At 68.4% G+C, this 15,661-nt stretch carries 9 protein-coding genes and 1 tRNA gene; 6 read left to right on the top strand and 4 right to left on the bottom strand.

The genetic code is table 11. The features are described 5' to 3' along the window. The first annotated feature begins 17 nt into the window (after window positions 1-17). Window positions 18-90, top strand: a tRNA-Lys gene (locus tag DTA22_RS19565). Between the two features lie 155 nt (window positions 91-245). Here DTA22_RS19565 and DTA22_RS19570 read toward each other — a convergent pair. Beyond that, a complete protein-coding gene (locus DTA22_RS19570) occupies window positions 246-467 on the bottom strand; it encodes a DUF3618 domain-containing protein (RefSeq protein WP_037236402.1) in 222 nt (73 codons plus the stop codon). A 161-nt stretch (window positions 468-628) separates the two neighbouring features. Between DTA22_RS19570 and bcp the strand changes: the two genes are divergently transcribed. Next, complete coding sequence (gene bcp, locus DTA22_RS19575; RefSeq protein ID WP_112300630.1) at window positions 629-1,102, top strand: thioredoxin-dependent thiol peroxidase; 474 nt, start codon at window positions 629-631, stop codon at window positions 1,100-1,102. Between the two features lie 25 nt (window positions 1,103-1,127). Here bcp and DTA22_RS19580 read toward each other — a convergent pair whose 3' ends face one another. Continuing rightward, on the bottom strand, window positions 1,128-1,880 hold the full coding sequence (locus DTA22_RS19580; protein WP_052033397.1) for a TetR/AcrR family transcriptional regulator: 753 nt from the start codon (window positions 1,878-1,880) through the stop codon (window positions 1,128-1,130). Between the two features lie 59 nt (window positions 1,881-1,939). Here DTA22_RS19580 and DTA22_RS19585 point away from each other — a divergent pair, with 59 nt between their 5' ends. The 3 genes from DTA22_RS19585 (at window position 1,940) to DTA22_RS19595 (ending at window position 4,460) form a co-directional block, all read left to right on the top strand. Continuing rightward, complete coding sequence (locus tag DTA22_RS19585) at window positions 1,940-2,920, top strand: daunorubicin resistance protein DrrA family ABC transporter ATP-binding protein (RefSeq protein ID WP_037236405.1); 981 nt, start codon at window positions 1,940-1,942, stop codon at window positions 2,918-2,920. Continuing rightward, window positions 2,917-3,690 (top strand): ABC transporter permease, encoded by a 774-nt coding sequence (locus DTA22_RS19590; RefSeq protein WP_112300631.1) that lies wholly within the window; start codon window positions 2,917-2,919, stop codon window positions 3,688-3,690. Before DTA22_RS19585 ends, DTA22_RS19590 begins: the two co-directional genes overlap by 4 nt. Window positions 3,691-3,770: 80 nt before the next feature. After that, window positions 3,771-4,460 carry a TetR family transcriptional regulator gene (locus DTA22_RS19595; protein WP_005248286.1) on the top strand — a complete coding sequence of 230 codons (690 nt, stop codon included), beginning with the start codon at window positions 3,771-3,773 and terminating at the stop codon, window positions 4,458-4,460. A gap of 69 nt (window positions 4,461-4,529) precedes the next feature. Here the strand turns inward: DTA22_RS19595 and acpS are convergent, their stop codons facing one another. Both acpS and DTA22_RS19605 read right to left on the bottom strand, forming a co-directional pair. Beyond that, complete coding sequence (gene acpS, locus DTA22_RS19600; RefSeq protein WP_037236411.1) at window positions 4,530-4,922, bottom strand: holo-ACP synthase AcpS; 393 nt, start codon at window positions 4,920-4,922, stop codon at window positions 4,530-4,532. A 9-nt stretch (window positions 4,923-4,931) separates the two neighbouring features. Further along, window positions 4,932-14,252: a type I polyketide synthase gene (locus DTA22_RS19605; RefSeq protein WP_112300632.1), complete on the bottom strand. Its 9,321-nt coding sequence runs from the start codon at window positions 14,250-14,252 to the stop codon at window positions 4,932-4,934. A 454-nt stretch (window positions 14,253-14,706) separates the two neighbouring features. Between DTA22_RS19605 and DTA22_RS19610 the strand changes: the two genes are divergently transcribed. Continuing rightward, complete coding sequence (locus DTA22_RS19610; protein WP_112300633.1) at window positions 14,707-15,366, top strand: hypothetical protein; 660 nt, start codon at window positions 14,707-14,709, stop codon at window positions 15,364-15,366. The last annotated feature ends 295 nt before the right edge of the window (window positions 15,367-15,661 follow it).

The raw sequence follows: 15,661 nt of genomic DNA on the forward strand, positions 1-15,661 counted from the left end.
CTGTCTCGCAAGAGCGAGCGCCTATAGCTCAGTTGGTAGAGCAAGTGACTCTTAATCACTGGGTCCGGGGTTCGAGTCCCTGTGGGCGCACTTGCACGAAGGCCCCCATCCTCTCACGAGGATGGGGGCCTTTCTCGTGTCACCATCTCAACGCACCGCGCAGGCGGTCAGATGACGAACGGGCCGCCGGAACGTGAAGTCACTACGAACTTCACATCCGACGGCCCGTCGCCAACGAGGGTCGTTCAGCGCAACGCTTTGCGGAGCACCAGGAGCCCTGCCACCGCACCGACGGCGATCAGTCCGTACTTGACCGCCGGCTCGTTCAGCTTCGCGATCAGCGTGCGCTTCGTGTTCTCCACGAGACGCTTCGGGTTGGTGCGGACCGTCAATTCGTCGAGAGTGCTCGCGAGCTGATTGCGCGCGTTCTCGATCTCACGCTCGATGCTCTCGGTGTCCCTGGGCACGTGTCCTCCAACTTGTTCGACTGGTTCGATCAGCGAGAGCGACGCTACCGCGACGATCCCACACTTGCGTCAACCGTAGACGAGAACTCCCGACCTGCGACTCCGTCTCCCCCGATCACGCTTCGGGCCACGTCCACCCCTTCCCGGTAGCCTGACTTCTCGTGACCGACAACAACAGACTCGCCCCCGGAGACACCGCACCCGCCTTCACGCTGCCCGACGCCGACGGCAACGACGTGTCGCTCGCCGACTACCGCGGCCGCAAGGTCGTCGTGTACTTCTACCCGGCGGCGAGCACGCCGGGCTGCACCAAACAGGCCTGCGACTTCCGAGACAACCTCGCCGACCTGAAAGGCGCAGGCCTGGACGTGATCGGCATCTCGCCCGACAAGCCGGCGAAGCTGGCCAAGTTCCGTGACAACGAGGAACTGACCTTCCCCCTCCTGTCCGATCCCGACAAGGCCACACTCGAGGCCTGGGGCGCGTTCGGTGAGAAGAAGATGTACGGCAAGACGGTGCAGGGCGTCATCCGCTCCACGTTCCTCGTCGACGAGGACGGCAAGATCGAAGTCGCCCAGTACAACGTCCGCGCCACCGGCCACGTCGCGAAACTGCGCCGCGACCTGTCCGTCTGATCGACGCCCGGGCGGCTGCGACTCGTCAGCCGCCCGTGAGCCGTTCGATGCCGTCGAGCATCCGGTCGAGGCCGAATCGGAAGTCGTGTTCGAGCCAGTGCGCGTCGTCGGCGTCGCCGGCATCGAACGCACCCCCCGCGATCGCCGCCCGCAGTGCGGGAAACCGCTTCTCGTCGAGCAGTAGCGGGAGCATCCGGGCGTAGTCGACCTGCTCCACCTTCGCCGACCGTTCCAGGTCCAGCGCGAACCGCGCCCGCCCGATCACGAACAGCGAAACATTCAGCACCACTTGCAGCTTCCGGTCCTCGCTCAGGCCGGTGTCGGCCAGCGACTGCAGACCGGCCTCCAGCCACGCGAGATTGTTGGGGCCCGTCGGAGGCGCGGAGATGGTCACCTCCGGCCACCACGCGTGCGCCCGGACCGCCCGGTACTCGCCCAGCGCCCACGATTCGAGTCGGTCCCGCCAGCCCCCCGTCACGACGAGTCCGCGGGGCTCACCGATTGCCCGATCGGCCATCAACTCCACCAGGTCGTCCTTGCTGTCCACGTAGCGGTACAGCGACATGGTGGTGAACCCGAGTTGCTTGGCGACCCGGCTCATGGACAGACCCGCGAGCCCTTCGGCGTCCGCCACCTCGATGGCGGCGTCGACCACCCGCTCGAGACTCAGCCCCTTCCGGGGGCCGCGGGTCCCCGGTTCCTCGATCCCCCAGGCCAGCCGGACGGCCTTGGGCAGGGTCACGGTGGGGTCGTCGGGGGTTTCGTTCGGTCGGGGCATGCACGTGTCCACTTCGTCGGGGTCTTGCGCTCATCCTAAAACTGCGTACTCTGCACACCATGAGTATACGAGATACGCAGTTTTGCGCGTCGGCCCTCTCGGTCACCGGTTTACGCAAGGCATACGGAGACGTCACCGTCCTCGACGGAGTCGACCTCGACGTGCCGCCAGGCAGCGTGTTCGCGCTCCTCGGCGCCAACGGTGCGGGGAAGACGACGATGGTCCGCATCCTGTCGACCCTGACACCGCCTGACGCGGGCACCGTGCACGTCGCCGGGCACGACCTTCGCCGCGACCCCCAGGGAGTGCGGCGGAAGATCAGCCTCACCGGGCAGTACGCGGCGGTCGACGACCTTCTCACCGGCGAGGAGAACCTCCGGCTCATGGCCCGGCTGAGCCACCTCGGCCGCGCGGAGGGCAAGCGGCGCGCCCGCGAGCTACTCGAGCAGTTCGACCTGGTGGACGCGAGAACCCGCCGCGCAGGGACGTACTCGGGTGGGATGACCCGGCGCCTCGATCTGGCGATGAGCCTCATCTCGCGGCCCGACGTCATCTTCCTCGACGAACCGACCACCGGTCTCGACCCGCGCGGCCGGCAGTCCATGTGGGAGATGATCCGAAGACTGGTCGACGGCGGCGTCACCCTCTTCCTGACCACCCAATACCTCGAGGAAGCCGACCGGCTGGCAGACCGGGTCGCCGTCCTCGACGGCGGCAGGGTCGTGGCCGAGGGCACTCCCGACGAGCTGAAACGACTCGTGCCCGGCGGTCACCTCGAGCTCACGTTCACCCGGCCGTCCGAACTGCACGACGTCGCCCAGGCCTTCGACGACGCCGTCCTCGACGCCGACCGCCTGGCCGTTCAGGTCCCGACCGACGGCAGCATCGGCCAGCTGAAGACGCTGCTCGGACGAATCGACGACCAGAGCGTCACCGTCGACAAGCTCTCGCTCCACTCCCCCGATCTCGACGACGTCTTCTTCGCTCTCACCCACAACTCGAACGCTTCCCCGATCCGGAACGAGGCCGCCGCCCGATGATCCCGAACACGCGGCCACGCCCCCTCGACGACTTCGCGGCGATGACCGGCCGCAGCCTGACGCGCCTGCTCCGCAGCCCGGACACGATGATCATGGGCGTCGCCCTTCCGGTGATGCTGCTGCTGTTGTTCGTGTACGTCTTCGGCGGAGCCATGAAGACCGCCACCGGCTACCTCGACTACGTGGTGCCCGGAATCATCCTGCTCTGCGCCGGTTTCGGATCCTCACAGACGGCGGTGAGCGTCACCGGCGACATGGTGCACGGCATCGTCGACCGATTCCGGTCCATGCCCATCGCACGTTCGGCGTTCCTGTTCGGCCATGTCGCGTCCAGTGTCATCCGCAATCTCCTCACGTCCCTCGTCGTGATCGGCGTCGCGATGATCATGGGATTCCGGCCCACCGCAGGCCCGATACAGTGGCTGGCCGCACTCGCGATCGTCGCCCTGTTCATCCTCGCCATCTCCTGGCTGGCGACGGCGCTCGGGCTCCTCGCCGGCACCGAGGAAGCCGCCAACGGGTTCACCTTCTTCCTGCTCTTCCTCCCCTACGTCAGCAGCGCGTTCGTTCCCACCGACACGATGCCGAGCTGGCTACACGCCTTCGCCGAGAACCAGCCCGTCACGCCGGTGATCGAAACGGTCCGTGGCCTGCTGCTCGGCACACCCGTCGACGACACAGCTCTGATCGCGGTGTTGTGGTGTGTCGGAATCGCCTGCGCCGGCTACTTGTGGGCGATCACATTGTTCACGCGGAGAACGGCTCGATGAGTCGTCTCCGCCAGGTGAAACCTGACGCGTCACCGGGAGGGATCTTCGGAATCCGGACGAAAGACGGATAGCCTGGGGCGGTGGAGTCTTCAGTCAGCAAGCAAGCGCCGCGCCGAGTGGACCCGGCGTTGGAGCTGCAGTCGGACCCGCAGGAGCTGCTGCCCCGCAGACGTCCGACCCAGGAACGCAGTCGCCGCAAGTTCGACGCACTGCTCACGGCATCGCGGGAGTTGCTGGTGGACGTGGGATTCGAATCGTTCACGTGCGAGGAGGTCGCCGCACGCGCGGACGTCCCGATCGGCACCCTCTACCAGTTCTTCGCGAACAAGTACGTGATCGTCTGCGAGCTCAACCGGCAGGACCTCGTCGGCGTGCAGCACGAGATCGCCCAGTTCAACGGTGAGGTCCCGTCCCTCGACTGGCTGCGGTTCCTCAATTCCTTCGTCGATCACATGGCGGGCCTGTGGACGTCCGACCCGTCGAGGCGGGAGGTGTGGCTGGCGATGCAGTCAACCCCCTCCACGCGCGCCACCGGGGCCATCCACGAAAAGGCGTTCGCGGAGCAGGTCTCACGGATGCTCGCACCGCTCACCCCGCAGACGTCGCGGGAGCGGCGCACGATGATGGCCGAGGTGCTCGTCCACGTCGTGTATTCGATGCTCAATTTCTCGGTGCAGGACAACCAGAGCCACGCGGACGCCGTCGCCGAACTCAAGCGACTGATGGTGGCGTACCTGCTGGTCGCCGAGAAGGAATCGCGCTCCACCTAGCCCGCTACACGCTTGTGCGCCCTTCCGGTTGCCTGAGCTACCAGAAAGGCGCACGAGCGCCGGAGGCGCCTACAGGGACTCGATGACGGCGAACGCGCCCGCCATGTCTCCGTCGTGTGTGAGGGAGATGTGAATCCTCACATCGGTCAGATGCTTGGCGACGTCTCCGCGTAAGCGGATACTCGGTCGCCCCCACGCATCCGTCACCACCTCGATCAGGTGGTGGATCATCTCGGGCAGCACCGGCGGGCTGGCGAAGAGAGACGTGGACCAAGCCTTGATCACTGCCTCCTTCGCAGCCCACCGGGCGGCGAAATGCCTAGCCGGATCGGAGCTCCGGGTCACGGCGTCCCGACGCTCGCCCGGTGTGAAGTTGTCGAGCATTGCCGTCCCTGGCCGGTCCAGCTGCTCGGCGAACTCCGACACCGTCACGAGATCGAAGCCGATCCCCAGAACTCCCATCCGTCGTTCCTACTTGCAGCCGGGCAGACCCGAGCTGTACACGTCGTCCGCTCCCAGGCGCGCGGCCTCGGTGAGCAGGACGTCCGCCTCGAGCTGACGGGACGCTGCGGCCGGGACGCTGTCGCCGCCGAAGCGACGATCCGCCGGACGCTCGTACAGGCTGCCGCCACCGACCATGGCCTTCGCCAGACGACGCTGACCCTCGACGGTGCGCTTGCGTGCCTGCTCGAGGTACGCCTCACGCTTGTCGGCCGGGATGGCCTCGACGAATGCCTGCGAGTGCACGACCGCGACCATGCCCGACACGTGCCCGAAGCCGAGGCTGGTCAGCAGACCGGCCTTCAGCGGGAACTGCTCGCCGAAGCGAAGCGGCTCCCGGGCCCACACGAGGTGTTCGAACTCGGCCATCTTCTCGTCGACGCAGTCGAGGCTGCGGTTCGGCGGCACGATGCCCTGGTCCAGCACCTGGCAGAGACCGATCAGCTGGAATGCTGCGGCACCACCCTTGGCGTGTCCGGTGAGGCTCTTCTGCGAGACCACGAACAGCGGTGCACCTTCGCTGCGGCCCAGGGCCCCGGCGAGACGCTCGTGCAGCTCCGCCTCGTTGGGGTCGTTGGCCGCGGTGGACGTGTCGTGCTTGGAGATCACCGAGATGTCGTCGGCACTGACACCGAGCTTGCCGAGGGACTGGGCGAGCTGCGAATCCGCTCCCCCACGACCCGCGCCGAGCGCACCGATTCCGGGAGCCGGGATCGACGTGTGGACACCGTCCGCGAACGAGCCGGCGTAGGCGACCACACCGAGGACGGGCAGGCCCATCTCGAGTGCCAGGTCACCGCGGGCCAGCAGGATCGTGCCACCACCCTGCGACTCGACGAACCCGCCGCGACGACGGTCGTTGGCCCGGGAGAATCGACGGTCGTCGATGCCCTTGGCCCGCATGTCGTCGGTCTTGGCCGTGGCGGACATGTCACCGAATCCGATGATGCCCTCCGCGCTGAGGTCGTCGAACCCGCCGGCGACCACGAGCTGGGCCTTGCCGAGCTTGATCTTGTCGACGCCCTCCTCGACGGACACCGCGGCCGTGGCGCACGCCGCAACCGGGTGGACCATGGCGCCGTAACCGCCGACGTAGGACTGGACCACGTGCGCCGCAATCACATTCGGCAGGGCTTCCTGCAGGATGTCGTTCGGCCGGTTCTCGCCGAGCAGCGTGTCGATGTACAGCGACCTCATGGAGGTCATGCCGCCCATGCCGGTGCCCTGGGTGTTGGCGACCAGCGAGGGGTGCACCCACCGCAGCAGTTCGCTGGGCGTGAACCCACCGGTGAGGAACGCGTCCACCGTGGCGACGATGTTCCACAGGCCCACGCGGTCGACGGAATCGGCCATGTCGGCGGGGATGCCCCACTTGGTGACGTCGAATCCGGTCGGGATCTGACCACCCACGCTGCGCGTGAGCTTCATCTTGCGGGGGACGCGGATCTCGGTGCCCGCACGGCGGGTGACCTGCCAGTCACCGCTGTCCGGAACCGGGCTCGCGACCGTGTTCTCCGGGTCGGCCTCGACGAAGGCCAGTGCCTCCGCCTCGGTGCTGACGACGAAGCTCAGGTCCTTGTCGAGGAAGACCGACGTGAGCAGCGGTGCGGTGTTCTCGACCATGGAGCCGTCGTCCGCGTAGCGGCGGATGCCGCAGCGCTCGACCACCGTGTCGTGGTACTTGTCCGCGATCTCGGCCTCCGGAACCAGTTCCCCGGTCTCGGCGTCGTACCAGCCTGCGGACGGCGTGGTCTCCCACACGACGAGTCCGGTGTTCCAGGCGAGTTCGAGAACGCCTGCCGCCGAAAGCTCTTCGTCGACCTCCATCTCGAAGCGGGTACGCGAGGAACCGAACGGTCCGAGCTCACCGGCACCGACGATGACGACGAGGTCCTCCGGAGCCGCTGTGACGCCGGACCAGGCCGGTGCCACCGACGCGGAGACCCGCGGCGGGGCGGGCAGAGCCGCGATGGTGTCGAGCTCGTCGACCTCTTCGGCCTCGGCCGCAGCGGTCGCGGCTTCCTGAGCCTGCTTCGCAAGAGCGGGCAGATCCAGGTTCGCCTGGGCGAGCCCACCGGTCAGATCGGCAGCGAGCGGCTCGGTGGAGGCGAGGCGACGTGCCTCGGGCTCGCACCACTGCAGCAGCTCGGTGGCCATCTCCTGGGTGGACCAGGTACGGACTCCGGCGCCTTCGACAGCCTCGACCAGCGGGTCGTTGCCGCCCATGAGGCCGGTTCCGCGGACCCAGCCGATGAGAGCGTGCACCAGGGTGACGCGCTCGGCCCAGTTGCGCTCGGCCTTCCAGCGGCCGACCACTGCGTCGAGCGCGGCCTTGGCCTCGCCGTACGCACCGTCGCCACCGAACAGGCCGCGGTTCGGGGAACCGGGCAGGACCACGTGCAGGTGGGTGTCGACGTCACGGTCGTAACCGATCTTCGACAGTCCGCCGATGAGGCGCTCCACCGACCACAGGAGAACGCGCATCTCCATTTCGGCGCGGGCGCCGGCGTCGGCGAGGTCGCCTGCCACGCGGGGCGCGGCGAACGGGAACAGCAGCGTCGGGGTGACCGCTTCCTTGACGAGCTTCTTCGATCCACCGGCCGTCTCGTACTGGGCCTCACCGATCCACTCGATGAGCGAGTCGATGTCCGTGTAGGACGCCATGTTCGCGGGGACCACCCACAGGGCGGCACCGGCGCGAGCATTGCGGCGGTAGAGGTCGCGGTAGAAGCCGAGACGCTTGTCGTCGAGACGCGAGGTGGTCACGAAGACCGTCGCGCCGCCGGCGAGGAGCTTGCCTGCGACCGAAGCCGCGATGGAGCCCTTGCTGGCACCGGTGACGACGGCGACCTGGTCTGCCCATTCCGGGGTCTCGTCGGTGACGACGACTGCCGCCTCCGCGATACGCCCGTACTTCTCGGCCAGAGCCGTGCGTCCCTCGTCGGTTGCACGGGCCTGCCACCATGCGGCCTGCGCCGCAACGGACTTGCCTGCACCGGCGAAGCCTTCGATCTCGAGAGACTCCACGCCTGCCGCGTCGATCCACAGGCGAGCCAGATCCTCACGTGCACTGGCCCAGCGGTCGTCGAGCAGCACCGCCCGCTTGGCGTCGAACGCGGGAGCGACCAGTCGCGGCCAGTCGGAACCGAGTTCCGCCGACACGAGGTCGACGAGTTCGGTGTCGGTCGGCTGCGCTGCCGTCGCCGTGTCACCTGCGAAGCCGAGCTGCTCGAGCACGAGGCGGGCGGCCGAGGCCAGCACGCCGTCGCGGCCCGTGATGTGCTCGGTGAACTCGCCCAGTGCGGCTGCGTCGACGGTGCCACCGGCTCCGCCACCCGAGGACGGCAGGGAGACGCTGATCCCGCGGCGCGAGGCCACTGCGGCCACTGCGCTGTCGATGACGGCGTCCACTGCGGCGCCGTCGGCGAGACCGCCGCCGGCCAGGCCGCCGAGGTCACCGCCACGGATGCTGGAACCGTCGCGGGTTCCGAGCGCCACCTCGGCGGTGACGTGGTACGCCCAGCCGTCGCCGAGTTCCCAGACCTTCTTCACGCGGTCCGCGATGGCCGCCGGACGACGACCCGAGGGGCCGAAGACCTTGCGGAGGTGATCGTTGATCGAGTCGGACAGCACCGGGCCGAACGGCTTGTACGTGCGGGCCAGGGAGTCGACCGTGCCGGCGAGCGAGCCCATGTCGGCGTCGGCGGCACCGTCGATCGCGCCGAGCGAGAGCTCGGAGCCGAGGTCGACGAGCAGCTGGTTACGCCGCGAGGACACGCCGTCGCACAGCGCCTCGATCGTGTCGACGGGGCCGACCTGATCGGGACGGAGCTTGGTCCACAGGCTGATCAGGACCTTGGTGGCGTCGGCGGCCTTGAACGCGATGTCGTCGGGACGCGGTCCACCGGACGGTGCGGCTGCCGGGGCCGGAGCCGCGGCGGGTGCGGCCGATGCGGCGGGCGCCTCGGCTGCGGGTGCTGCGGGCTCGTCGTCCTCGACCGGCGCCGGATCGACGTCGGTGGAGTACACGATGGACGCTTCACGCTCGATGTTGAGGACCTCGACCGGGTAGCCGAAGCGGCCCGGCAGCTTCAGGGTCTGCGACGCGAGGTTCGCGACGGTCGGGACGGAGCCCAGACCGATCTCCACGAACCGCTCGACACCCAGTCCACCTTCGGACTCGTCGGCGAACAGCAGATCCTGCGTCTCGATCCAGCGCACCGGGCTGGCGAACTGCCAGGCCAGGAGCTCGGTGAGGACCACGCGGGTGAGCTCGACCGGCTTCTTCGCCCAGGAGTCGAAGTCCTTCAGCACCTTGTCGAGGGGCTTCGACGGGACCAGGTCGGCGATCTCCTGCACGAACTCCTTCTTCAGGGAGAACGGCTTGGGGACCAGGTTCGGGATGTACCGCCCGATCAGGATGGCCGGGTCGATGTCCTTGGGGAGCAGTTCCTCGAGACGGCCGCGGAAGTCGTCGACACCGCCACGCAGCACCGTGGAGTGGAACGGAACGTCGATGCCCGGAACCATGATGTAGGCGCGCTTGCCACCGAAAGCCTCACGGCGGATGTCGATTTCGACCTCCAGCGCGTTGAGTCCGGCGACCGTACCGGCGATGGCGTACTGCGAGCCACGCAGGTTCAGGTTCACGATCTGCAGGAACTCACCGGTCGCCTCGGCGACACCGGCGACGAAGGCCTCGACGTCGTCGTCGGCCAGACCGATCTGCGACGGGCGGATGGCAGCCATCCGGTAGTCGGAACGGCCGGCCTCGTCGCGGGGAACGAGTGCGTGCATCGCGGAACCACGCTGGAAGACCACCTCGAGAACAGCTTCGAGAGGCAGCACACCGGCGACGGCGGCGAGAGCGTTGTACTCACCGACCGAGTGGCCTGCAAGCAGGGCACCCTCGACGAAGGCACCGGATTCGCGGAGCTCGGCGACCTGAGCCACACCGAGCGTCGCCATCGCGACCTGGGTGAACTGGGTCAGGTGCAGGACACCGTCCGGGTGCTTGTGCTCGACACCACGGGCCTTGACGACCGTCGGGTTGTCGCGGACCACGGCGAGGATCGAGAAGCCGAGGGCCTTGCGGGTGTGCTTGTCGGCGCGGTCCCAGATCTCACGGGCGGCCTTCGAGCGGGCGCGGGCGTCGAGGCCCATGCCGGGACGCTGGATGCCCTGTCCGGGGAACGCGTAGACGGTCTTCGGGGCGGCGGTGCGACCCGTTGCGACCATCACCAGTTCACCGTCGATGCGGCAACCGACCTCGACGATCTCGGCGCCACGGTCCACCGCGATGCGGTCGACGCGGACGTCGATCTCGGCGCCCGGGCGAACCATGCCCAGGAAGCGTGCGGTCCAGGCGGTGAGACGACGCGGCGGCGTCTTGGTCTCGGCCGGATCCACGGCGGTGACGACCTGCTGGGCGGCGGCGGAGAGCCACATGCCGTGCACGATCGGGCTGCCGAGGCCGGCGAGCAGTGCCGCGTTGTCGGAGGTGTGGATCGGGTTGTGGTCGCCCGACACCTGGGCGAAGGAGCCCATGTTGCGGGGAGCGACGATCGTGGTGTCGCGGCGACGACGACGCGGGGTGTCGACGGCCTCGTCACTCAGCGAGCCACCGGCGCGGGCCGGGTCGGACAGTTCGCCCTTGCCGGTGCGGCCGCGGATCGCGAAGCGCTCCGACAGGGTGACGACGGCAGGCGCGTCCAGGCCCTCGCCGAGCATGGCGCCGACCTCGACCTTGACCTCGACGACGCGGCCCAGGTCGGTGTCGAGAACCGAGGCGACCTCGGCCTTGACGACGAGAATGCTGGTCTCCGACGGCAGTTCGCCGACGAAATCGACGCTGTGGTCCAGGTGGACCAGGTCGAGCATGCCCTCGATGACGGAGAGCGAGTCTTCGGTCTTGGCACTACCGAGCACGGCGAACACGGCCGGCCAGCAAGCGCCGACGACCACGTCCGGGACGGCCTTGCCGCTGACGCTCAGCGTCGTGGGCAGACCCGAGCCGGTGACACCGGCGTGGTCGGCGACCAGGTCGGGCGTCCAGGCGAGGTTGAGGCGTGCGACACCGTTCTTGACGGCGGGCAGTTCCTGACCGGCCGCGACCGCGAGGAGTGCGGTCATCGACTTCTCGGCGTCGGCCTCGGTGACCACCGGAGCTCCACCGTCCGCGACGGACGCGGGCACGGTGATGGTGATCTGGACGGACTTGGCTGCCACCAGCGGGACGGTGAGGAGCACCTGCTGGTCGTCGATGACGGACAGCTCGGCACCGGTGGTCTCGTGCACCGCGAGGGTGTCGGACTCGATCGACCACTTGTCGAGGTCACCGAGCCGGCGAACCGGGTTCAGGGTCAGGCGCGAGGCCCACTGGATGTCGGGAGCCGACAGGACGGTGTCGAGGAGGCCGCGGGCGATGTCCGCGTGACGGCGTGCGGGCAGCGACAGCGGCGCGACACCGGCGGTGACCAGCTCGTCGTACGTGGCCTTCTCGAAGCGGTCCAGCAGCTCGCCGACAGGCTCGTCGACGCGCGTGATGCCGGCGACGGCGACGGTGCCGGGGATGACGCAGACCTGGTCGGCCGTGTAGCGAGGATCGTGTGCCTGCCACAGCGAGTCGGAACGCCACCAGCGGCGGACGTCACCGTCGACGACGGGCACGAAGTTGACCGGCTTGCCGGGGGTCTTGCACAGCGAGACGAAGAACGAGACGTCCGCGGGGTGCAGAACCGTGGTGGCGTAGTCGGGGTACTGCGCCTGCAGGGCGCAGACGGCCGCCTCGGGACGCTCGAGAATCGCGTCGTCGGCGAACAGGGTGGGGATGGGGCCACGGTCGACCGGGTGCAGACGCGACTCGGTGCGCTGCAGCATCTCACCGAAGCGCGCACGCCAGGTGATGTCGAGCCACGGGCTCGCGGTGGCCTCGGTGATGGCGTCCTGGAGGTCGGTGCCGCAGTCGAATGCCTTCGCCGCGTCGATGCCGACGGCCAGCTCGAGGTAGCGGCGCAGCCACTGCTCGTACGTCATGGTCGCGACGTCGCCGAAGTACGGCTTCGCCGTGATGTTCAGAGCCTCGATGATCTCGTCGCGACGCTCGGCGACGGCGTCGGCGTCACCGGCGACCTCGTCGAGCAGACGGCCCGTGCGGGACGCGGCGTTGTCGATCTCGTGGATGTCGGCGCCGAGCTGGCTACGACCGGAGGCCATGCCGCCCTCGGCGGTGCCTGCTCCGACCCAGTCCGGAGTACCGGGGGTGTCGACGAGGAGCTGCTTGACCTCGGCGGAGGTGGTCGCCTCGAGGGTGGCCATGGCGGCGGTGCCGACCAGGATGCCGTCCAGCGGCATGGCCGGGAAGCCGTGTGCCACGGACCAGCGGCCGGTCAGGTAGTCGGCAGCCTGCTCGGGCGTGCCGATGCCGCCGCCGACGCACAGGACCAGGTTCGGCCGGGTACGCAGCTCGGCGTAGGTATCGAGGAGCAGGTCGTCCAGGTCTTCCCACGAGTGGTGACCACCGGCGCGGCCGCCCTCGATGTGGGCGATGACGGGGAACGAGGGAACCTCGTTGGCGATGCGGATGACCGAGCGGATCTGCGCGACCGTGCCCGGCTTGAACGCGACGTAGCTGAAGCCGGCATCGGTGAGGTCGCCGATGATCGAGACGGCGTCCTCGAGCTCGGGGATACCGGCGGTGACGACGACACCGTCGAACGGGGCACCCGCGGCGCGGGCCTTCGGCACGAGGCGCTTGCCACCGACGTGGAGCTTCCACAGGTAGGGGTCGAGGAACATCGAGTTGAACTGCACGGCGCGGCCCGGCTCGAGCAGCCCGGTGAGCTTCTCGACGTTGTCGGCGAAGATCTGCTCGGTGACCTGGCCACCGCCGGCGAGCTCGGCCCAGTGGCCTGCGTTGGCTGCTGCGGCGACGATCTTCGGGTCGACCGTGGTCGGGGTCATGCCGGCGAGCAGGATCGGCGAACGACCGGTCAGCTTCGTGAATGCAGTCTCGACGCCGATGCGGCCGCCCGGCAGCGACACCGGCTTCGGGAGGAACTCGGTCCACGCGGCGGGAACCTCGGGGGTTGCGCCCGGGGTGAGCAGGTTGCGGTGACCGCCACGGGTCGCGGCGGCGACGATGCCGACGCCCTGGCCGCGGACACTGGCCGACGTCATGCGGGTGAGGAGGTCACCGGGTCCGAGGTCGAGGATCCACGCGGCACCGGCTTCGAGGGTGCTGTCGACGGCGGCAACCCAGTCGACGGGATCGACGAGGCAGGCGCTCGTGAGAGCGCGGGCCTTCTCTTCGTCGAGACCGCAGCGCACGGCCCACTGGCCGACGATGTCGATCGTCTCCGCGAGTGCGGGGTGGTGGAAGCCGATCTCGACCGCGAGGGGCTCGAAGACGGGCGCGAAGATGGAGCCGCCACGCTTCTTGGCGTCGCGCTCACGGGCCTCGTCGGCCTCGATCTGCTCGCACCGCTGCTGGACGCGTGCCAGCTGGGCGGGCGGGCCGGACAGCACGACGCGGCGACGGGCGTTACGAATGCCGAGGACGGCAGCACGCTCGGGCTCGAGGCCCTCGGCGAGCTCCTCGACGATCTGACGGAGTCGTTCCGGGTCGACGTTGGAGACAGCCAGCATCGGGGTGGAGTCGGCGGCGGCGATCACTCCGCGACGACGGCCGACGAGGCCGGCAGCCGCACCGATGAGCTGAGCGAGGGCGAGGAGTTCGCCGTCCTTCTGACCCGAGGTGGCAACGGCCTCCGCGGCGAGGAGTCCCTGGGAGTGGCCGATCACCGACACGGGAGCCGTAACCGCGGGATCGAGGCCCTGAGCTGCCAGCGCACGCAGCGCTGCGATCTGAGTGAGGAAGACGCCGGGGAGAGACACCGCCGCCGAGGTGAGCGCTGCCGCGGAGGGACCGGCCGCCTGGGCGCCGTCCTCTTCGTCGGCGAGTTCCTGCTCGAGGATCCAGGCGATGGGGTCGAATCCGACCGGGCGCACGACGAGGAGTTCCTGTGCCACGGGGGCCAGGTAGTCGGCCGCGTCGTTGACGATCGTGGTGAGTGCCGGCTCGAGTCCGTTGTCGCGGCTCAGTTCCTCCAGCGAGCTCAGCCAGGGCGCGCCCTGACCACCGAAGGCGAGCGCGTACGGCTCACCTCCGAGCAGACGATCCACCAGGGTGCCCTTGCTCGACGACCGAGTGTCGTCCCGGTCTACGCCGATGCGCCGCGAACCCTTCGAGTTTTTTCCGTTTCCTGCGGGTGTCGTGTCGTCAATCGTCACGCGTATGTCCTCTCCTGGTCCCCTCTGGGGGGAGGTGGGGATAGTGTCTGCCGCCCTCGGCATCGTGTGCCAGCTGTATCGGCTCTGATCAGCTCTTCCGGGCTGCTCAAGGTTGACACAGAATCATGAGGATTTCCTCACGTTCACGAGCCGCCGGGGTGTCACAGCCGTGCATCGGAGAAATATCGCGTGATGTCCCTCACAGATCTCCCGCGAAGTAACCGGTGAGTAGATCGCGTCCGTGCTGGACGAGGGCGGTGCGAGGACGTCCAAGAACCTGAGGAAAGCCTCATATTAATCGTTATCAATCTGTTACCACCTTGACGAAGTCCCAGGTTCATGCAGGTCTACGCCCCCGAATCCGGGTCCGCGACCAGCGAAAGCGAACCTGTCGGACCCTCGCACTAATGTTCGAGTCCAGGAACAGCCGACAGCCATTCTCCGGGGGGAAGAAATGAGCACAGCCCACGTCCGCGCCCTACTCGATCACGTCGCCACCGAACTGCCACGAGAGTCGTGGCCGCACTGGACGGAGGGCTGGCCGCACGAGATCGAAGCCGGTCTGCTCGATGCCGCGTTCTCCGCCCGCGCCACGTACGGCACGCCCACCACGGGGGTCCGCGCCGTCATCACCCGCTGGCGCGATCACCGGGCCGCACCCCTCGACGACCTCACAGCGCTCGCCGCGCACGCCGACGAACCCGAAGACCTCCTGGCCGTCCTGAACAACCGGCAGCGAGTACCGGGGAACTACACCACCAAGGCCGAGGCCGTCGCCTCGGCAGCACGCTCGCTCACCGAACTGGGCTGCACCACCTCGGCGGATCTCCGCGACGACGAAGCCCAGCGGAACGCCCTCGTCGCAGTGCCCGGGTTCGGTGGCGCCACCTGGGAGTGCTTCACCATGCAGCTCGGAGTCCGCACCGCTGGATCTCACCAACTGGTGTGCGATTTCCTCGGCGAGGCACTCGATCTCGAAACACCCCCGTCGGCAGCGGAGGCCGAAGACCTCCTCGCCGCAGCAGCAGCGCGGCTCGGGATCACGCCTGCGACCTTCACCCACGCCGTCTGGCGGTACCAGCGCGCGCAGCGGCGGGTGGCGGGTGCGAGATGAAGTACGGGCGAGAGGTGCTCGAGCGGGCGGTCGCAGAATCGACGAGCGTGGCGCGCGTCATCCGCTATCTCGGCCTACGGCCTTCCGGCGGAATGCAAGCTCACCCGAGTCGTCGGATCACGAAGTTCGGGATCGATCCGACCCCTTAACGGAGCGCACACACCAAGGGCAAGCCTGCCCGCAATCGCATGTCGTGGGAGGAGATTCTCGTGAAATTCTCTGCGGCCTCGGTGACGACTGGTGCGGACTCCCACTGATCCTGGATGTCGACCACATACGGGGAGAACCATCGGAC

The organism is Rhodococcus wratislaviensis, from assembly GCF_900455735.1.
In the GTDB taxonomy this organism is placed as follows: domain Bacteria; phylum Actinomycetota; class Actinomycetes; order Mycobacteriales; family Mycobacteriaceae; genus Rhodococcus_F; species Rhodococcus_F wratislaviensis.